Origin of the sequence: Halocalculus aciditolerans (assembly GCF_014647475.1) — an archaeon.
Lineage (GTDB): Archaea > Halobacteriota > Halobacteria > Halobacteriales > Halobacteriaceae > Halocalculus > Halocalculus aciditolerans.
Genome location: NZ_BMPG01000005.1, coordinates 65740 through 85763, shown reverse-complemented (window position 1 = coordinate 85763; position 20024 = coordinate 65740). Strand labels below are relative to the sequence as shown.

The 20024-nt window shown below is 69.9% G+C and carries 19 protein-coding genes; 16 read left to right on the top strand and 3 right to left on the bottom strand.

What is annotated here, in order from left to right; translation table 11 throughout:
• Positions 1-230 precede the first annotated feature (230 nt).
• The gene (gene nucS, locus IEY26_RS15315) at positions 231-950 is read right to left on the bottom strand and encodes an endonuclease NucS (protein WP_188980507.1); all 720 of its coding nucleotides are present in this window, start codon (positions 948-950) and stop codon (positions 231-233) included.
• Positions 951-1271: 321 nt separating this feature from the next.
• Between nucS and IEY26_RS15310 the strand changes: the two genes are divergently transcribed.
• The 13 genes from IEY26_RS15310 to IEY26_RS15250 all read left to right on the top strand — a co-directional run bounded on the left by IEY26_RS15310 (position 1272) and on the right by IEY26_RS15250 (position 15326).
• Entirely contained in the window at positions 1272-1661 is a 390-nt protein-coding gene (locus IEY26_RS15310) for a hypothetical protein (RefSeq protein WP_188980505.1), read from the top strand.
• A gap of 104 nt (positions 1662-1765) precedes the next feature.
• Entirely contained in the window at positions 1766-1930 is a 165-nt protein-coding gene (lysW, locus tag IEY26_RS15305) for a lysine biosynthesis protein LysW (RefSeq protein ID WP_188980503.1), read from the top strand.
• 36 nt (positions 1931-1966) lie between these two features.
• Entirely contained in the window at positions 1967-2839 is an 873-nt protein-coding gene (gene lysX / locus IEY26_RS15300; protein WP_188980501.1) for a lysine biosynthesis protein LysX, read from the top strand.
• The gene (gene argC / locus IEY26_RS15295) at positions 2839-3876 is read left to right on the top strand and encodes an N-acetyl-gamma-glutamyl-phosphate reductase (protein ID WP_188980499.1); all 1038 of its coding nucleotides are present in this window, start codon (positions 2839-2841) and stop codon (positions 3874-3876) included. Before lysX ends, argC begins: the two co-directional genes overlap by 1 nt.
• Entirely contained in the window at positions 3873-4721 is an 849-nt protein-coding gene (locus IEY26_RS15290; RefSeq protein WP_188980497.1) for an acetylglutamate/acetylaminoadipate kinase, read from the top strand. The genes argC and IEY26_RS15290 overlap by 4 nt, the downstream gene beginning before the upstream one ends.
• Positions 4718-5851 (top strand): aspartate aminotransferase family protein, encoded by a 1134-nt coding sequence (locus IEY26_RS15285; protein ID WP_188980495.1) that lies wholly within the window; start codon positions 4718-4720, stop codon positions 5849-5851. Before IEY26_RS15290 ends, IEY26_RS15285 begins: the two co-directional genes overlap by 4 nt.
• Before the next feature lie 42 nt (positions 5852-5893).
• Positions 5894-6265, top strand: a complete 372-nt coding sequence (locus tag IEY26_RS15280; protein WP_188980493.1) for a hypothetical protein — start codon at positions 5894-5896, stop codon at positions 6263-6265.
• Between the two features lie 42 nt (positions 6266-6307).
• Positions 6308-8317: a type II/IV secretion system ATPase subunit gene (locus IEY26_RS15275; RefSeq protein WP_229774165.1), complete on the top strand. Its 2010-nt coding sequence runs from the start codon at positions 6308-6310 to the stop codon at positions 8315-8317.
• Positions 8318-10354, top strand: a complete 2037-nt coding sequence (locus IEY26_RS15270; RefSeq protein WP_188980491.1) for a type II secretion system F family protein — start codon at positions 8318-8320, stop codon at positions 10352-10354. It begins immediately after the preceding gene.
• Positions 10355-10418: 64 nt separating this feature from the next.
• The gene (locus IEY26_RS15265) at positions 10419-12047 is read left to right on the top strand and encodes an Ig-like domain-containing protein (protein WP_188980489.1); all 1629 of its coding nucleotides are present in this window, start codon (positions 10419-10421) and stop codon (positions 12045-12047) included.
• Between the two features lie 45 nt (positions 12048-12092).
• Entirely contained in the window at positions 12093-13097 is a 1005-nt protein-coding gene (locus IEY26_RS15260; RefSeq protein ID WP_188980487.1) for an AIR synthase family protein, read from the top strand.
• A 60-nt stretch (positions 13098-13157) separates the two neighbouring features.
• A complete protein-coding gene (locus IEY26_RS15255) occupies positions 13158-14396 on the top strand; it encodes a PGF-CTERM sorting domain-containing protein (protein WP_188980485.1) in 1239 nt (412 codons plus the stop codon).
• Positions 14397-14465: 69 nt separating this feature from the next.
• Entirely contained in the window at positions 14466-15326 is an 861-nt protein-coding gene (locus IEY26_RS15250; RefSeq protein ID WP_188980483.1) for an alpha/beta fold hydrolase, read from the top strand.
• Here IEY26_RS15250 and ubaA read toward each other — a convergent pair whose 3' ends face one another.
• Both ubaA and IEY26_RS15240 read right to left on the bottom strand, forming a co-directional pair.
• The gene (gene ubaA / locus IEY26_RS15245; protein WP_188980481.1) at positions 15327-16148 is read right to left on the bottom strand and encodes an SAMP-activating enzyme E1; all 822 of its coding nucleotides are present in this window, start codon (positions 16146-16148) and stop codon (positions 15327-15329) included.
• 54 nt (positions 16149-16202) lie between these two features.
• Positions 16203-16769, bottom strand: a complete 567-nt coding sequence (locus IEY26_RS15240; RefSeq protein WP_188980479.1) for a DUF1684 domain-containing protein — start codon at positions 16767-16769, stop codon at positions 16203-16205.
• Positions 16770-16877: 108 nt separating this feature from the next.
• Between IEY26_RS15240 and IEY26_RS15235 the strand changes: the two genes are divergently transcribed.
• From IEY26_RS15235 to IEY26_RS15225, 3 genes are all read left to right on the top strand, one after another.
• A complete protein-coding gene (locus IEY26_RS15235) occupies positions 16878-18146 on the top strand; it encodes a M20/M25/M40 family metallo-hydrolase (RefSeq protein WP_188980477.1) in 1269 nt (422 codons plus the stop codon).
• A gap of 33 nt (positions 18147-18179) precedes the next feature.
• Positions 18180-18719 (top strand): YqaA family protein, encoded by a 540-nt coding sequence (locus IEY26_RS15230; protein WP_188980475.1) that lies wholly within the window; start codon positions 18180-18182, stop codon positions 18717-18719.
• Positions 18720-18786: 67 nt separating this feature from the next.
• A complete protein-coding gene (locus IEY26_RS15225; protein ID WP_188980473.1) occupies positions 18787-20022 on the top strand; it encodes a CaiB/BaiF CoA transferase family protein in 1236 nt (411 codons plus the stop codon).
• Positions 20023-20024: the final 2 nt, after the last annotated feature.

Here is a 20024-nt window from a genome sequence, read left to right as displayed (position 1 = left end):
GACCGGTCGCGTTCGACTCGGCGGCCCCTATCGCGAGCGACGCGTGCAAACGACGAGCGGAGTGAGTCGTGAGCGGAGCGAGCGATGTGTCGGCGAGCGGGCGCGAGCAGGACGGGACGCTCGGCGTCCCGCTTGCCGTACGGGCGACTCGCGGGTCGCCCGTACAACGGGGAGTGGGCGTTCGGAGACATCGACTCACGCGGTACTGTCGTCGACAGCGGCTGCAACGGCTAGGCTTCGAAGGGGGAGAAGTCGTGGCCGCGTTCGAGGAGGATGTCTCGGCATTTCTGGGTGACGCTGGGGGCGACGAGGATGCCCCTGATGTCGGAGTCGGTGTGGAGGTCTTCGCGGAGGGCGCGGACGTAGCGGTCGAGTTGGGTGGCGGCGTCGGGGCCGACGCGGGAGCGTTTGACCTCGACGACGCAGATTCGCCCGTTGGCGTCGCGGCCGTAGATGTCGACGGGGCCGGCGGGGGTGTCGCGTTCGGTGGCGAGCGGGGTGAACCCGGACTCGACGAGGTCGGGGTCGTTGAGGAGGCGGGAGACGACGTCGGCTTCGGTGCCCTGGACGTCTTTGTCGGCGTCGTCGGGGTCGTAGACGGTGAGGGCGTGGACGGCGTCGAGGGCGACGGTGAGTTCCTCCGTGTTCGATTCGGCGCGGAGGACGAGGCGGTCGTCGGCGGTAGCAGTAGTAGTAAAGTCGCCGTCGCCGGCGTGCCAGGCGAGGGGGCGGTGGCCGGTCGCGCCGTGGACGAGGAGGGTGCCGTCGGGCTGGCGGACGACGTGGCGGACGCCGGGGTCGACGTGGCCGCTGGCGCGGCCGTCGTAGTCGACGGTGCAGGAGCCGACGAGGGCGGCGGCGCGGTCGGCGTCGACGGCGTCGCGGACGAGGACGGCGGCGTCGGCGGGCGCGGGGTCGGCGTGCGTGGTCGTCTCGGTCGGTTCGGTCACTGGTGTGCGTGTACGTGCTGGTCAAATAAAACAGTGCAGGCGCGACGCCTGGGATTGATCTCGCGAAGGTCGTTCTGACCGCGTTACGACGGGGCCAGATGCCCCGTCTCCGCCATCGTTTTTCGATGTGTTCCCCAGTTAAAATGAGGGTGCATGAGACACCGATTCCGCCGGTGCCACCACTGATTCCGGTCGAATCATGTGGTCCCGAGTGCGGGGGCATAGCAACCAGGTGTTTCGATGTCGTCACTGATCACACGGTCTGGCTTGAGACATGAAATTCACGTAAGATATTTTCGTGGGGTTGTCGAATTCTCACGAATGGTTCCAGACACGAAGCGGACGAGACGCGCCGTTGTGGGGAGTGTCGGCGGTCTCGTTCTCACTGCGTCCGGATGTGTGACGGAGACGGGAGGAGAGCGAAAACATCCAATCGTCGTTCGTAACGATCAGACGGGCACGCACGAGGTGCGGCTGCGGGTTACGAACGAGAGCGGGAGCGTCGATTTCGAGCGGACGTACACGTTATCCGGGCAGTACACGGTGAACGAGACGACGGCATACCGCGGAGAGCCGGCGGTCGTGCACGCGGTCGTGGACGGAGAGCGGGTCGCGTCTGCCGAGTACGCGCCCGCGGAAGACTGTGAGGAGACACGCATCAAGGTCCTGAACGACGTCGAGGGCGACGTGCGCATCTGGTTCGCGTGTTGACCAGAGACGCACCTGTTCGGTCTGGCGTTTCAAGGCGGCCCGAGGAGAGGAGGAAGCCTTGGCGGTGACGCGACTATTAAGTAACTCGTGCGAGTACGGCCGGTATGGTAGACTGTCCCGAGTGCGGTAGTGAACTGAGCCTCCACGACGACGTGGAAACGGGCGAAATCGTGGACTGTGCGACCTGCGGGGCGGAGCTGGAAGTGACGGGCGACGACCCCGTGACGGTCGACGTGGCACCCGAGCTGGACGAGGACTGGGGCGAGTGAGCGTGGCGGTGACGGCGACGCGGGGGTGGGCGTAGCGTGCGCCTCGGCTTCCTCTACTCCCGCATCCGGAAGGACGAGCAGTTGCTCCTCGACGAGCTCCGCGAGCGCGACCACGACGTCGTGAAGATCGACGCGCGCGAGCCGCGGTTCGGCCTCGACGGCCCGGAGCCGCCGGAGCCGTTCGCGGACCTCGACCTCGCGTTCAATCGCTGTCAGGAGTCCTCGCGGGTCCGGTACGTGAGTCGGTTCTGCGAGCAGTACGACATCCCGGTCGTGAACCCGGCGCACCCGACGACGGTGTGCGCGGACAAAGTCCGCGGGAGTCTCGCGCTCGCGGACGCGGGCGTGCCGACGCCGCGGACGGAGGTGACGTTCGACGTCGAGTCCGCCCTGGAGTCCATCGAGGCGTTCGGCTACCCCTGCGTGCTGAAGCCCGTCACGGGCTCGTGGGGGCGGCTCATCGCGCGCATCGACTCGCGGAGCGCCGCCGAAGCCATCCTCGAACACAAGGCGACGCTCGGGAGCTACGAGCACTCCGTCTTCTACGTGCAGGAGTTCGTGGCGAAGCCCGACCGCGACATCCGCGTCGTCGCGGCCGACGGCGAGCCGGTCGCGGCGATGTACCGCTCTTCGGAGCATTGGATCACGAACGCGGCGAAGGGCGGCGAGGCGACGCAGTTCGACCCCGACGAGGAAGTGGAAGACCTCGTTCAGCGGGCGTCCGACGCGGTCGGCGGCGGCCTGCTCGGCGTCGACCTGATGGAGCTCGAGGACGGCGGCTACACCGTGCACGAGGTGAACGCGACCTGCGAGTTCAAGGCGCTCGACGAGGCGAACGACGTCGACGTGCCCGCGCGCATCGTGGACTGGCTGGAGGCGACGGCGGCGGCCGGGGAGGTGGGCGCGTAATGACGCTCACCGCCTCCGTGGTCGGCGCGTCCGGGTTCACCGGTGGTGAGCTCTGCCGGCTCGTCACCGCGCACCCCGACCTCGAACTCGTGCAGGCGACGAGTCGGTCGGCGACGAACAAGACGCTCGGCAGTGTGCATCCGAACCTCCGCGAGGTCGACCTCCGCTTCTCCGACCCGGGAGAGCTACAGGACGTCGACGTCCTCTACGCGGGCGTTCCGCACGGGGTGTCGATGGAGCGCATCGACGACTTCCGCGCGGCCGCGGACACGGTCATCGACCTCTCCGCGGACTTCCGGCTGCGGGACGCCGCGCAGTACGACGTCTGGTACGACGGGCACAGCCGGCCGGAGCTCGTGAGCGAGGCCGCGTACGGGCTGCCCGAGGTGAACCGCGAGAACATCGCGGGCGCGGACCTCGTGGCCTGCGGCGGCTGTAACGCGACGGCGACCATCACCGGTCTCCACCCGCTCTACGAGGCGGGCGTCCTCGACGGCGACGAGCGGGTCGTCGTCGACGTGAAGGTCGGCTCCTCGGAGGGCGGCGCGTCGGGCGGCGCGGCGTCGAGCCACGTCGAGCGCTCCGGCGTCGTGCGGCCGTACGCGCCGACCGGCCACCGACACGAGGCCGAGATCCAAGAGCACCTCGGCACGGAAGTCTCCTTCACGGCGCACGCCGTGGACATGGTGCGCGGGGCGTCGGCGACCTGCCACGTCTTCCCGGACGAGCTGCCGTCGAAGGCGGAGCTGTGGCAGGCGTACCGGGGCGCGTACGAGGACGAGCCGTTCGTCCGCCTCGTGGCCGGCGGGAGCGGCGTCTACCGCTACCCCGAGCCGAAGGCGGTCGCGGGAACGAACTCCGCCGAAGTCGGCTTCGAGCTCGACGAGCGGAACGGCCGCATCGTCGTCTTCTCGGCCATCGACAACATGATGAAGGGCAGCGCGGGGCAGGCGATTCACGCGACGAACATCGCGCGCGGCCTCGACGAGACCGCGGGCCTCGACCAGCTCGGCCTCCACCCGGTCGGAAAGCCATGACGGCGGTCGTCGTCAAAATCGGCGGCGCGGCCGCCGTGAACCCGCAGGAGGCGCTCGACGACGTGGCGTCGCTCCGGGCGGAGGGGAAGCGCGTCGTCGTCGTGCACGGCGGGTCGACCGCGATGGACGACGCGCTCGAGAAGATGGGTATCGAACCCGAGTACGTGGAGACGCCGGACGGCGTCGTCGGGCGGTTCACGGACGAGGAGGCGATGGACGTCTTCAAGATGGCGCTCCCCGGGCTCGTGAACACGGACCTCGTGGAGGGCCTGCAGAACGCGGGCGTGAACGCCGTCGGGCTCTCCGGCGTCGACGGCCAACTCCTGAAGGGCCCGCGGAAGTCCGCCGTGCGAGTCGTCGAGGACGGGAAGAAGAAGATCAAGCGCGGCGACCACTCCGGGACTATCGAGGTCGTGAACGAGGACCTCCTCGCGACGCTGCTCGACGCGGGGTACACGCCGGTCGTGTCGGTGCCGATGCTCGGCGTGGAGGACGACGGCTCCTTTACCGCTGTTAACTCGGACGCTGACCGCTCCGCGGCCGCGGTCGCGGGGGCGCTCGGCGGCGACCTCGTCCTCCTCACGGACGTCACCGGCGTCTACGCGGACCCCGAGGACCCGACGACGCGCATCGCGCGGGTCGACACGCCCGAGGAGTTCGCGGCGCTCACGGAGGCCGCGGGCGGCTTCATGCGGCGGAAGGTCATGGCCGCAGAGGAAGCGCTCTCCCGGGGCTCCGAGCGCGTCGTCGTCGCCACCGCGAACGCCGACGCCCCCATCACGGCAGCGCTGGACGGAGACGGAACGACCATCACGCGGGACGCCATCAGCGGAGGCAAGGAATGAGCGGATTCGTCTTCAACGAGAAACCCATCACCATCGAATCGGGCGACGGCGTCCACCTCACGGGCGCGGACGGCACGGAGTACCTCGACTTCGGTGCGAGCTACGCGTGCGCGCCGCTCGGCCACTGCCACCCGGACGTGACGGCGGCGGCGAAAGACCAACTGGAGGCGCTGACGTACGTGCAGGCCTCCTACCCCGTCCCGGAGCGCACGCGGCTCTACGAGCGCCTCGCCGAGGTCGCGCCCGGCGGCCTCTCGAAGGTCTGGCTGTGTAACTCGGGGACGGAGGCGAACGAGGCGGCGTTGAAGTTCGCGCGGCACGCGACCGGTCGGTCGAAGATCGTCGCGATGACGCGGGCGTTCCACGGGCGGACGATGGGCGCGCTCGCGGCGACGTGGAGCGACGCGTACAAGGAGGGGTTCGGCCCGCTCGCCGGCGACGTCGAGTTCGTCGAGTTCGGAAACGGGGACGCGCTCCGGGACGCCGTCGACGAGGAGACGGCGGCGGTCATCACCGAACCCATCCAGGGCGAAGGCGGCATCAACCCCGCCCCGCAGGAGTTCCTGCGCGCGGCGCGCGAGGCGACCGAGGAGGCGGGCGCGGCGCTCGTCTTCGACGAGGTACAGACGGGCCTCGGGCGGACGGGCGCGATGTGGGCGTCCGAGGGGTACGACGTGACGCCCGATATCCTCACGACGGCGAAAGGCCTCGGGAACGGCCTCCCCGTCGGGGCGACGCTCTGTGCGGACTGGATCGCGGAGGAGGCCGGGAACCACGGGAGCACGTTCTCCGGCGGCCCGGTGGTCTGCGCGGCGGCGAACGCCACGCTCGACGTCCTCGAACGCGACGCCGTGCCGGCGCACGCGGACGAAATCGGCGCGTACCTCCGCGAGGAACTCCGGGACGCCCTCGGGGACGCGGTGCGCGAGGTCCGCGGCGAGGGCCTGATGGTCGGCGTCGAGGTGAAGCGGGACGCGAACGCCGTGCTCCGCGACCTCGCGCTCGACCACGGCGTGCTCGCGCTCCCCGCGGGCCGCACCGTCGTCCGTCTCCTCCCGCCGCTCACCGTCGAGGAGGCGCACGTCGACGCGGTCGTCGACGCGCTCGCCGACGCCGTGCCCGGCGCGTAGTCGGGAGATAGCTTTTTCACCGAGAGGGTCGCGGTTCCCGCTATGAACGTCGACGTCGCAGGGCTCGTCGAGTTCGCGGCGGACGCGAGCGGCGAGAACCTGCGCGCGGTCGCAGTCTACACCGACGACGGCGAGGAGCGGTGGGCGTACCGCCGCGACGACCTCGAATCCCAGTACACCGCGGGAACCCTCGCGGCCATCGCGGGCGTGCTCCGCGACGACGGCCACCAGCGGACGCGCGAGGAGTGGGCGTTCCTCCACGGCGAGCAGCGCGCGACCGTCCGCGTCTTCCCGAAGACCATCGTCGTGCACTTCCGGGAGCGCGACGGCGGCCTCTGCCTCCTCCTCGACACCGCGGTCGCCGCGCACCTCTCCGGATTCGTCGACGCCTGCCGCCGCGCGCTCGACGGCTGAGGAGAGCAAACCTTTACCTCGAATTGCTGAGATAGCGTGGGTATGAGCCGAGAGCACTCCGGGGACGGGGCAGGGGAGGGCGACACCGGCGGGGCGTCCGGGGGCGACGCCGACGACCGGGACGGGGTCGCGGACGACGCGACAGTTTCGACGGGCGAACCGCACGCGAGCGACGCCGAGGAGGCCGCGAGCGCCGCGGTCAGCGGCGTGCCGTCCGCGGGCGGGAGCGCGTCGAAGCGACGGGGCCGGCTGTCGGGGCTGACGAGTACGCTGCGGGGGAAGCGCCGCGACGAGCCCGCGCGCACGCCGCCCGCGGAGGAGCGCTTGGAGCCACCGGTGGACGACACGCCCGCGGGAAAGGTGCGGCGCGCCGTCCTCGACGACGTCATCGAGTCGGTCGCCGCCGAAGAAACAGCAGCGGACGAGGCCGCCGCTGAGGGCGTCGAGGGTGGGGTCGAGGCGGGTGAGGGGCTCGAGGCGGATGAGTTGACGCCGCCGTCGCGCGAGTTCGTCGAGGAGCGCTGGTTCGACTTCAGCTACCTGGAGGACGCAGTCGAGGTCGAGCGGCACTGGGTGAATCGGCCGTACGCGTACGTCTCCATCCTCTACGACGAGGCGGAGAAGACGTACACGTACCACGTGGTCGAGCCGGAGTTGGACGCCTTCGAGCAGTACGTTCGCGAGGACCTCGTGCGCATCCTGCGGAACAGCCTGATGTACCAGGCGCTCGAGGACGACGACGTCGACCGGGAGACGGTGTTCCGGGAGCGCGCGACGGAGATCATCCGAGAGCACGCCGCGACGGTCGAGCCGGGCGTCGTCCACAAGCTCATCTACTACCTCCTGCGGGACTTCCTCGGGCTGGGGCAGATCGACGCGCTGATGCGGGACGGGAGTATCGAGGACGTGTCGTGTGACGGCGCGGACGTCCCCGTCTACGTCTACCACCGCGGTTACCGCGACCTGCGGACGAACGTGACGTTCGAGGAGAAGCGGCTGAACTCCTTCGTGGTGCGGCTCGCACAGCGCGCCGGGAAACACCTCTCCATCTCGGACCCGCTCGTCGACGCGAGCCTCCCGGACGGGTCGCGCATCCAGCTCACGCTCGGCGCGGACATCTCGACGCGCGGGTCGAACTTCACGGTGCGGAAGTTCGCCGACGTCCCCTACACGCCCATCGACCTCGTCAAGTGGAACACGTTCTCCGTCGAGCAGATGGCGTACCTCTGGCTCTGCATCGAGAACAACCGCTCGCTCGTCTTCGCGGGCGGCACGGGGTCGGGGAAGACGACGTCGATGAACGCGCTCGGTTTCTTCGTCCCGCCGGACTCGAAGGTCGTCTCCATCGAGGACACGCGGGAGATCACGCTCCCGAACCAGAACTGGATTCAGTCGGTGAGTCGGTCGTCGGTGTCGAGCAGCGGGCGCGGCGAGATCGGGATGTACCAGCTGCTGCAGGCGGCGCTCCGCCAGCGCCCCGAGTACATCATCGTCGGGGAGATTCGGACGGAGCAGCGCGTCGCGCTCACGTTCTTCCAGGCCATCGCGACGGGGCACACGGCGTACACGACCGTGCACTCCGACAGCGTCGAGGGCGTGCTCGCGCGCCTCCAGAACCCGCCGCTCTCCGTGCCGACGCAGATGATTCAGGAGCTGGACGTCGTCTGCGTCCAGAAGCAGATTCTCAAGGAGGACCGGCGCGTCCGCCGGAACCAGACGGTGTCCGAGATTCGGATGCCCGAGGACGGGAGCGACGACGTCGACGTGAACACGGTCTTCGAGCGGAACGCGCGCGAGGACCGCCACGAGAAAGTCCGCGAGTCGAAGGTGCTCGACGACGTCGCGGACATCCGCGGGTGGGACCGCGAGGAGGTGGAGCGCGCGCTCGACCAGCGCGAACGCGTTCTCGCGTATCTCGTCGACAACGACGTGACGGCGTACGACGAGGTCGCGGCGGTCATTCACACGTTCTCGAAAGACCCGGACTACGTCTTAGAGCGCATCGAGGCGGACGATCTGGACGCCGAGGCGCTCGCCGGGGGCGGCAAGTAGATGAGCGACGACGGCGCAGGCGTCGGCGCGCTCCCCGAGTACGAGGTCGGCCAGCACTTCCCGCAGCGCCCGGATCTCGACGAAGAAGAAGAGCAGGAGTTACGCGAGGAGTACGGCCGCGTTCGCGCGTACTTCAAACTCCGGCCGGAGCGCCACCGCGACCTCCAGCGGTGGCTGAATCAGGCGCGCATCGGGACGACGTACGACATCTACCTCACGAACTCCGTGAAGTACGCGGCCGCGGCGGTCGGCATCGGCCTCCTCGTCGGGCTCGCGCTCGCGTGGTACCTCGTCTCGGCGGGCGTCCTCGCGACGGTGTCCTCGCCGGTTCGCGGGACCGGCGGCGTCTTCGAGTTCTTCGCGGCGAACAAGGTCGTGTTCGGCGCGGGCGCGGTCGCGCTCGTCGTCTCGCTCCTCTCCGGCGTCGGCGTCTTCCTCGCGCGCTACTACTACCCGTCAGTCGTCGTCGGGCAGCGCCGGCAGAGCATCGACTTCATGCTCCCGCACGCCATCACGTACATGTACGCCCTCTCCTACGGCGGGATGAACCTCGTGGAAGTCATCGAGCGCCTCTCGGAGTCCGAGGACGCGTACGGCGAGGTGGCGAGCGAGTTCGAGATGGTGGAACGCGACGTCGGCCTCTTCGGAAACGACCTCATCACGGCGCTCGGGAACGCGCGGAACCTCACGCCCTCGGAGAACTTCGAGCGGTTCCTCGACGACCTCGTCAGCGTCCTCGACGCCGGCGGCGACGTCACCGTCTTCTTCGAATCGCAGGCCGAAGAGTACTATCAGGCCGCGAAGGACGAACAGGAGGACTTCCTCGAGACGCTGAGCATCTTCAGCGAGGTGTTCATCGCGGCGTTCATCGCGACGCCGCTCTTCCTCATCGTCATCCTGATGGTCATCAGCGTGCTCGGCGGGTCCGCCATCGCGCAGATGGCCGTCCTCATCTACATCGGCTTCCCGCTCGGCATGGGCGGCTTCCTCTTCCTCGTCCACGTGCTCTCGGAGGCGTACGTCTTCCCGACGACGACGCTCGACACCGAGATCGACTCGCTCGGCGGAAACGTCGACGAGGACGCGCTCGTCGACGACGAGCGCTTCGGCGCCTACGAGGAACAACGGACGCGCCTCGGCTACCGCTCGTTCCTCGAGGACCCGCTCGCCGCCGTCCGACAGAACCCCTTCCTCTCCCTCACCGGCACCGTCCCGCTCGCGCTCGCCTACCTCGCCGTCGTCGTGGTGTCGGGCGCGGGCACGCCGACCCTCCAGGCGTTCACGACGACGCCGGTGGCGACGACGAGCCGCCTCGTCGTCTACCCGCTCCTCCTCGTCGGCGTCCCGCTCTCCTTCTTCTACGAGCTCCGCCGCGGCCGCGAGCTCGTCATCAGCCGGCGGTTCCCGGACACGCTGAACATCCTCGCGTCAGCGAACAACATGGGCATCCCCTTCACCGACGCGCTCGGCATGGTGTCCCGGTGGTCGACGGGCGCGCTCGCGGACGAGCTCCGCCGCCTCCGGAACGACATCGAGTGGCACCACGACATGAACAACGCCCTGCTCGCGTTCGGGAACCGCCTGCGCATCCCCGACCTCAGCCGCTCCGTGAAGCTCATCGCCGACGGCTCGCGCTCCACCGGCGACCTCTCCCGCATCCTCAACATCGCCGCGGACTCGACGCGCGACCGCTTCCGCCTCGAACGCGACCGCCGCCGCGCCATGAGCTCCTACATCGCCGTCGTCGTCATCGGCTTCCTCGTCTACCTCCTCGTCATCTACCTCCTCACGACGAGCTACCTCGCGCCCATCGCGGACTTCGCCGAGCAGACGCCCGCAGACGCCCGCGGCCTCCCCATCTCCTTCGCGAACGTCCCCGTCAACACCTACCGGATGCTGTTCTTCCACAGCGTCCTCATCCAGGGAATCGGCAGCGGCCTGCTCGCCGGGAAGCTCTCCGACAACACCGTGATGAGCGGGCTGAAGTACGCCATCTCGCTCGTCGCCGTCGCCCTCGTCGCCTTCGCCTTCATCTGATGCAATGACCGAGAAACACCGACTCCCCGACCGAGCTGAACCGTCGACTAACCAGAGCCGCGGTGTGAGTGAAATCCTCGGCGCGATACTCCTCTTCGGAGTGGTGCTCGCCGTACTCGTACTCGTGCAGGTGACGGCGGTGCCCGCCTGGAACCAGCAAGTCGAGTTCCAACACAACCAACGCGTTCAGGGCGACATGGCGCAGTTCGGCGACGCCGTGACGCGGACCGCGAGCGACGGCACGGCACAGTCCGTCGCCATCGAGATGGGGACGAACTACCCGCCGCGTCCCTTCCTGCTCAATCCGCCGGCGGCGTCGGGGGTGATTCGGACGACCCAGCGAGCGCCCGTGACAATCGCGAACGCGGAATCACCGGAGCCCGACGTCGGCGACTACTGGAACGGCGATACGCACACGCTCGATACGAAGGCAATCGAGTACGCGCCCCGGTACAACCAGTATCAGAACGCGCCGACGACCATCTACGAACCCGGCGCGCTCTACGACTTCTGGAGAGGGAGCGGGTCGAACGGCGACGAGGGCGTCGTCATCGGCGGGACGAAACCCGTCTCCGGCACGAACGTCAATCTCGTGACCGTCCAAGGGGAGCTGAACGAGAGCGGCGTGCAGCCGCAGTCCATCGACGTGAGCGCGTCGAGCGCGCCGTCGCGGTCGTTCGCCGTGCAGAGCGCGGACGGCCAGCCGATTCACGTCGAGGTGCGGACGAAGCTCCCGGCGAGCGTCTGGGAGACCGACTACCTCGCTGACCAGCCGAACGTGCTCGACGTCACCGAGAGCGACGTCGACGCGTCGACCGGCCTGCGGACCGTCGACATCCAGCTGCGCGCGTCCGACGCGGACGGCCCGATAACGTACACGTTCAACCTCGCGTCCGTCAACGTGGGGTCGAGCGGGGCGACGCCGCCGGCGAAGTACGTCGTGAAGACCAGCGGTGGCGGCTACACGCCGTCCGGGAGTCAGACGGAGCTCACGGCGCAGGCCCGCGACCGGTACAACAACCCGGTCGCCGGCGTCCCGATCACGTTCACGGATACGAGCGGTGCCGGCTCGTTCGTCGGCGGTTCCGGCGAGTCGGTCACCGTGACGACCGACTCGGACGGGAAGGCCACCGCGACGTACACCGCCCCGTCGGGAGCGTACGCAGACATCGAGATCGGCGCGAGAGCGGAGAACGACCTCGGAACGAGCGCGACGGCGCAGGCGACGGAGTTCCACCTCAGCACAGTCCTGTCGGGGGGCACGACCGGGAGCGCGGAGGACCAGGGGCTGAATCCGGCCGGCGGCAAGTCCGTCTACCTCCGCAGTATCAGCAATCCGAGCGACAACAAGGGCAAGTGGGTGCTCACCTTCGAGAACCGGGACGCGTCCGCGTCACGGACGTGGACCGGGATTCGTGTGAACTTCTACAAGCCGCAGAGCGGGTCCGGGAACTCGAACCCGCCGACGTCGTACACGGTGAGCAGAGACGCCACGCAGATCGCGAGCGGCAGCGTCCGCGGGAACTACGCGACGCTCTCCGGCGGCGGACTGACGTTCACGAGGGAGGGGACGGCGGGCGACTCGCACACGCTGACGTTCTCCTTCACTGGCGGGAGCGCGCCGGATTCACGGGACATCTTCGTCATCTCCGTCGAGTGGTCGGACGGCTCGGCGACCTACATCGTGGGGTGAGTTCGGTTCCCGGTCGTTCATAGGGTTCGGCGGCGTCGGTCCGGTATGGACCCGGGAAAGGTCTCGCGGGAGTTCTTCGATTCGACGGTCGCGCCCCACCTGGGGGCGACGCGCGACGAGGTCGTGCTCGGCCCGACGCACGGCGCGGACTTCGGGCTGGTCGACCTCGACGGCGACCGGGCGCTCGCGCTGGCGACGGACCCGCTCTTCTTCCTGCGGGAGCTCGGCCCCGAGCGCGCGGGCTGGTTCGCGGCGCACATTCTCCTGAGTGACGCGGCGCTCTCCGGTCTGCCGCCGCAGTTTCTCGCCGTGGACGTGAACCTCCCGCTCGACGCCGACGAGGCCGAGTTCGAGGCGCTCTGGGCGGCGTTCTCGGACGCGGCGGCCGCCCTCGACGTGAGCCTCGTGACGGGCCATACGGGCGCGTACGCCGGCTGTTCGTACCCGACGGTCGGCGGCGGCACGGCGTTCGCCGTCGGGGCGCGCGACGGCGTCGTGCTGCCGACGGGCGCAGCGCCCGGAGACGCCGTGGTGGTGACGAAGGGGCCGGCGGTGGAGACGACGGGGATTCTCGGGACGCTCTTCCCGGAGCGCCTCGACCCCGCGGTTCGAGAGGCGGCCCGGGAGCGGTTCTGGGACGCGAGCCCGGTGCGGGACGCGCTCGTCGCCGCGGCGGCGGGGCCGGTGACGGCGATGCACGACGCGACGGAGCGCGGCGTCGACAACGCCCTGCACGAACTCGCGGACGCGAGCGGCGTCTGCCTCGACGTCGAACGCGAGCGGTTCCCCGTCCTGCCGGGCGTCGAAGCGACCTGTGCGGCGTTCGACGTGGACCCGTGGACGGCGTCGAGCGAGGGAACGGTCGTGCTGAGCGTCGAACCGGCGGGCGTCGACGACGTCGTGGACGCGCTCGCCGACGAGGGGATTCCGGCCGCGCGCGTCGGCCGCGTCATCGAGGGAACGGGCGTCGTCGTGGACGGCCGCCCGCTCCCCGTCCCGGACGCGGACCCGTTCTGGCCGGCCGTCGAACGCGCTCGCGCCGGCGACTGATTAGTCGAGTTACTCGAGGCCACAAGACGTTTCCAACTCTCGGTGAGTTTCTTCGAGTGTATGTATCAGCGATTCGTCAGCCTCGCACTCGTCGCACTGCTCATCGGGAGCGCCGCCGGGTCGGCGGCCGCCGCGTCACCCGCCGGCACGAACCAGCAGGCGTCCGCGTCCGCGTACGCCGGCGCGCACGTCTCCTTCGACGTCGCAGAGAACGCCGTGACGGACTACGCGGTCGAGAACGCGACGGTGTTCCAGTCGGTGGCCGTCCAGTCGCAGTCGAAGGCGGCGAGCGGCGGCGTGCTCTCCGGGTCGCTCAGTTCGGCCGTCCGCATCGACGCGGCCGGGCTCGCGCTCGGCTCGACGACGCGGACGTCCGCGACGGTGCGAGCCGACTCCGGGGCGACGATTCGCGCACACGACAACGGCCACGGCATCCTCACCGTCTCCTCCGGGAGTGAGAGTCAGGTCGTCGTCGCGAACCTCTCGAACGACGCGTCCGCGAGCGCCGAGGACGACGGACAGGTCGCCGTCACCGCGGGCGACGGGACGGAAGGGACGTTCCTCGTCGTCGGCGACGGCACCGTCAGCGTGAACGAGCAGGGGAACGTCACCGCGACGCTCGACGAGAACGCGACGCTCGTCTTCCGCTCCTACCCGGACGGGAAGTCCGAGAGCGACGACCACCAAGAACGCCTCATCGCGAACGGCACGGCCGCCGGCGAAGCCTACGTGATGACGCAGGGCGGAGAGTCGGTCACGGACTCGGTGAACTACACGTCGGACTTTACCGTCACTGCGACGCAGTCCGCGGAGAACGAAGTCACGGTCACGGCCGACCACGCCGAATCGCGGGGGAAGGTCGTCATCACCTCCGTCACCGAGCGCGCGGTCGGCACGCTCTCCGACGTCCGCGTAGCGGTCGATGGGAACGCCGCCGCGAAGGCCACCACGTACGGTGAGCTGACCGACGCTATCGGGTCCGACCGGTCCCGCTATATGGTCCGGGAGACGTCGAGCGCGTCCGCCTCTGCGTCCGCCGACGTCCTCATCGCGTTCAACCACTTCAGCGAGCGGCAGGCGACGCTGAGCGGCGGGAACGAGTCCACGGACTCGACGACCGCCAGCGATTCGACGACCTCGACGACCGCCAGCGATTCGACGGCCTCGACGACCGCCAGCGATTCGACGACGGCAGGGGACGGGAGTGAGACGACGCAGACGAACTCGCCCGGGTTCGGCGTGCTCGCGGCGCTCGTCGCGTTCGCCGGTGTCGCGCTCGCTCGCCGCCGGCGCGCGTAGCGCGCGAGCCGCCGGCAGATGCACCGTCGGCGAGTACGCTTTTGCCGCGTCGCCGCGAAGTACCGCGTGATGACTGAGCGCGGGGTGTCGACGGTGACGGTGGAGGAGGGGCGGTCTGTCGCGTACGCGGAGTACGGCGACCCGGACGGCCCCGTCGTCTTCTTCTGCCACGGAACGCCGGGGTCGCGGCTGGCGGGCGAGCTCGTGGACGAGGACGCGCGGGCGGCGGGCGTGCGAGTCGTCGCGCCGGACCGCCCCGGGGTCGGGGCGTCCGACGCGGCGAGTCGGAGCCGCCGAATCGCGGACTGGGCGACGGACGTCGCGGCGCTCGCCGACCACGTCGGCGCGGACACCTACCGGGTGCTCGGCGTCTCCGGGGGCGGGCCGTTCGCGCTTGCGTGCGCCGCGCGAACGCCGAGTCGCGTCGAGGAAGCGGCGGTGGTGTCGGGGCTCGGCCCGCCGGGCGCGCCCGGCGACGACCACACGCTCGGCGACCGCGTGCTCTTCGCGGCGGGCCGGATCTCGCCGCTCGCGGCGCGCCTCCCGGCGTGGGCGCTGGCGCGCGGCCTCGCCGCGGTGGAGGACGTCGAGTCGCTGGTGAGCGACCCGCCGGAGCCCGACCAGCGACTCCTCGCGGGCGAGGTCGGCGCGGCGGTGCTCGCGGACGCCCAGGAGGCGTTCGCGGACGGGTCGGCGGGCGTGGCGCGCGACTACGCGCTCCTCGCCTCGGACTGGGGGTTCTCCCTCGACGCGATCACCGTCCCCGTCGCCGTCTACCACGGCGTCGAGGACGGAAACGTCCCGTACGCACACGGCGAGTACGTCGCCGACCGAGTGCCGGAGGCGACGCTGACGACCTACGAGGAGAAAGGGCACGTCGCCGGCATCGTCGAGGGGACGGCGGCGGCGCTCGACCGAATGAGCGGCTAGTTAGGAGCGAACCGCGCAGGCGTCCGCGTACGTGACGTCGGCGACAGAATCGATTTCGGGGTCGTCGCCGCAGACGGGACACTCCGGGTTCTTCGCGAGCGTGACTTCCTGGAAGGAGAGGTCCATGGCGTCGTAGTAGAGGAGGCGGCCCTCCAACACCTCGCCGACGTCCATCGCGAGCTTCATCGCTTCGGTCGCCTGAATGCACCCGATTGTGCCGGGGAGGACGCCGAGGACGCCCGCGGTCGCGCAGTCGGGCGCGACGCCTTCCGGGGGTGCTTCGGGGAACAGACACCGGTAGCACGGCGACTCCGCGTGACCGGGGAAGGTCGTCACCTGCCCCTCGAAGCGGTAGATCGCGCCGTGGCTGTAGGGGATTTCGTTGAGGGTGCAGTAGTCGTTGACGAGGTAGCGCGTCGGGAAGTTGTCCGCGCAGTCCACGACGACGTCGCGGCCGCCGATGACGGCGTCGGCGTTCTCCTTCGTGAGGCGCGTCTCGTGGGTGTGGACGTCGACGTCGGGGTTGAGGTCGGCGACGAATTCTCTCGCTGATTCGACTTTCGGCCGGCCGACGTCGTCCTCGCCGTGGATGATCTGGCGCTGGAGGTTGGAGCGCTCGACGACGTCGTCGTCGACGACGTGAAGCGTGCCGACGCCCGCGGCGGCGAGATACTGGATGGCGGGCGCGCCGAGGCCGCCCGCGCCGACCACGAGCACGTCCGCGTCGAGGAGCGCCCGCTGGCCGCCCGGCCCGACGTCCTCCATGATGATGTGTCTGGAGTACCGGTCGAGCTGCACGGCGTCCAGGTCGAGACCACTCATACGTACTGGTTCGTGCGAGCGGGGTTAACGGTTTTACTCGTCATCCGTCACGGGTCACTCGTGCCCGAAGTCGGCGGGGTCGTAGCGCTCGCCGGCTTCGACGCGGGTGTCGAGGCGGTTCTCCTGGGGGACGATGGGGCACTCGTAGGCGTCCGAGTACGCGCAGAAGGGGCTGTACGCGAGGTTGAAGTCGACCACCCACGTCTCGGTGTCGGGGTCGATTCGGTCGTCTTCGTCGAGGTCGAGGTAGCGGCCCGCGCCGTAGGTGGTGTCGCCGTTCGTCTCGTCGCGGAACGGCACCCAGAGGCGGTCCTCGCCGGGCGAGCTCCGGTAGGCGGCGAGGGTGCGCTCCGCACCGTTAAGTCGGAAGGTGAAGGTTCCCCAGCAGCGGTACTGGCGTTCGCCGCCCTGCGTGGTGTCGACGACGACGTCCTCCTTCTCGGGGTCGACGTCGAGGGAGAGTTCGAATCGGTAGTCGGGGTCGGGCGGGTAGTAGTCGAGGCCGTCGAAATCGTCGAGCGTGCGGGGGAGCGGGGAGTGCGGGTGGTCGCGGAGGTAGTCGTCCTTGGCGGTGCGGTGGTCTTCGAGCGCGTCCCGCCACGCGTCCTCGTCGAAGCTCATGGCCGTGTGTTCGCGGCGCAGGCCTTAACGGGTGGCGTCCGCGGAGGCGGCCGCCGCGAGTGACGACAATCCCGGAACGCTAAGGCGGCGAGGGCCGACGAATCGGGTATGACCTTCGACGAGAACGAGGACGGGGACCTCGATGCGGCGATGCGGACGTTCGCGGAGCGACTGCTCGCGTATCCGTCGACGGACGGCGAGGAAGCCGAGGCGGCGGCGTTCGTCGCGGAGGCGCTGGACGACCTCGGGTTCGAGACGGCGACGTGGGAGCCGGACCCGGACGTCCTCTCGCAGGATTCGGCGTTCCCGCCGATGGAGACGCTCGACCTCGACGACCGGGTGAGCGTCGGGGGCGTGCTGGAGTTCGGCGACCCGGACGCCGGGCCGGCGCTCGTGCTCAACGGCCACTTCGACGTCGTGCCGGTCGAGGAGGCGGAGTGGGAGACGGACCCGTGGGAGCCGACGTGGGACGGCGACGACCTCTACGCGCGCGGCGCGGCCGACATGAAGGCGGGGTTGACGGCGTGCGTGTTCGCGGCGAAGGCCCTGCACGACGCGCACGGCGACGACCTCGACGGCCGCGTCGTCGTCGAGGCGGTGGCGGGCGAGGAAGAAGGCGGCTTGGGCGCGGCGCAGTCCGCGAAGGCGAGCCCGTGGGGCTTCGAGCGCGACGCCTGTATCGTCGCGGAGCCGACGGAGCTCCGGCCCGTGACGGCGACGGAGGGGAGCGCGATGATGGAGCTCGAACTAGAGGGGCGGTCGGCGCACGCGGCGACGCGCTGGCGCGGCGAATCCGTCCTCCCGCACTTCGAGGCCATCCGGGAGGCCTTCGTGGCTCTCGAAGCCGAGCGCGAGGAGCGCGTGACGCACCCGCTCTACGAGGGCTACCCCGTGAAGTGGCCGGTGAATTTCGGCACGGTCCGCGCGGGGTCGTGGGCGTCGAGCGTCCCCGCCTCGCTGACCGCGCAGGTCCGCATCGGCGTCGCGCCCGGCGAGACCGTCGAGGAAGTGGAGGCCGAGTTCCGGGAGCGCCTCGAATCGGTCGCGGCGGACCGCGAGTGGCTGCGCGAGCACCCGCCGCGTTTCGAGCGGTTCAGCGTGCAGTTCACCGCCGCGGAAGTGGACGAAGGAGCGCGCGTCGTGGAGCGCCTGCAGGCGGCGATGCGGGCGCGCGACCTCGACGCGACGCCGACGGGGGCGACGTACGGCGCGGACTCCAGACACTACCTCGACGCGGGGATTCCGACCGTCATCTTCGGTCCCGGGAGCATCGACGTCGCGCACTACCCGAACGAGCACGTCCACTGGCCGGAGGTAGAGACGGCGCGCGCGGTGCTCGCGGACGCGGCGCGGCGGTTCCTCGACGGGGAGCCGTAGCGTTTAGGCTGGTGGTCGCCTAACCGCCTGTCAGTGCCCGTGGAAGGCCTCTCCGCCCTCGACGCCCTCGTCCGGTCGGCGAGCGGGCCGCTCGGACTCCTCGTCGTCTTCGTCTTCTCCTTTCTCTGTGCGGTCGCGCTCCCGCTGCCGAGCGAGCTCGTGCTCCTCGCGCCGATCAACCTCGGACTGCCGGGCTGGGGCGACCTCGCGGTGCTCGTCGTCGTCGCGTCGGCCGGGAAGGCCGCCGGGGGCGTCGTCGCGCTCAAGGTCTCGCGGCGCGCGGCGAGTACGAACCGGTTCGCCGCCATCACCGGCCGGTTCCGCTTCGGTCCGGTCGTCGCCGTCGAAGCCGCTATCGGCGGCGTCGTCCGCAGGTACGGCGTGCTCGGGCTCGTGACGACGCTCTCGATACCGGGCGCGCCCGACACGGCGGCGATATACGCGTTCTCCGTCGGCCACGACGACCCCGTGGAGTTCGCCGCCGCCGCGTTCGTCGGCACCGTCGTCCGCCTGCTCATCGTCGCCGGCCTCGCCGCCGGCGTCCTCGCCGTCCTCCCGACCGACTGGCTATAGGACGATTTAGGGGAGCGGGGGTCGCATCTCCGAGTATGCACGGACCGACGCCGCGGAGGACGGAGCGATGACGGGCGAAGCGCGACGGCCGGACGGCGACACCGGGCCGCTCGACGGAATCACGGTTCTGGACGCGAGCCGCGTGCTCGTCGGGCCGTTCTGCACGATGCAGCTCGGCGACCTCGGCGCGGAAGTAATCAAGGTCGAGCGCCCGGAGGTGGGCGACCAGACGCGTGGGTGGCATCCGCCGACGTACGGCGAGAGCGGCGAGGCCGCCTACTACGCGAGCGTGAACCGGAACAAGCGCTCCGTGGAGCTGAACCTGAAGACGGACGAGGGGAAGGCGGCGTTCGCGGACCTGGCGGCGGAAGCGGACGTCCTCGTGGAGAACTTCCGCGTGGGGACGATGGAGTCGTGGGGGATCGGCTACGAGGACCTCCGCGAGGAGAACCCCGGACTCGTGTACGCGAAACTCTCCGGGTACGGTGAGTGGGGGCCGAAGCGCGACGAGCCGGCGTACGACCTGATGATGCAGGCGGAGGGCGGGATGATGTCGATTACGGGCGAGGAGGACGGCGCGCCGGTGCGCGTCGGCGTCGCCATCGCGGACATCACGGCGTCGATGTACGCGACGCAGGGTGTGCTCGCGGCGCTCTTCGAGCGCGAGCTCGGCGACGGCGTCGGGCAGAAGGTGGACGTGAGCCTGCTCGACGGGCAGGCCGCGCTCATGTCGTATCAGGCGGCGAACTACTTCGCGAGCGGGAGCCCGCCGGGGCGGATGGGGAGCAAGCATCCGAACCTCGCGCCGTATCAGGCGTTCGAGACGGCGGACGGCTACGTCGTCGTCGCCTGTGCGTCGGAGAACCTCTGGCCGAAGTTCTGCGACGCCATCGACCGCCCCGGTCTCGCCGAGGACGAGCGGTTCGCGACGAACACGAAACGCATCACGAACCGCGACGAGCTCGACGCCGTCCTGAGCGCGGAGCTCGGCGGGGAGTCGACGGCCGCCCTGCTCGCGCGCTTCGAAGAGCACGGCGTCCCGGCGAGCGACGTGAAAGATATGGAGGAAGTCTTCGCGAGCCCGCAGGTCGAGGCGCGGGAGATGGCGTGGGATATCGACCACCCGACCGCCGGCTCCATCACCGTGCCCGGGAGCCCGATGAAGTTCTCCCACTCACAAGTAAAGGCGTACCGCCACCCGCCGCTCCTCGGCGAGCACACGGAGGAAGTCCTCCGCGAGTACGGCTACGGCGACGAGGAGTTGGGGGCGCTCCGCGACGCGGGCGCGATTCCCGAGGAGTAGCG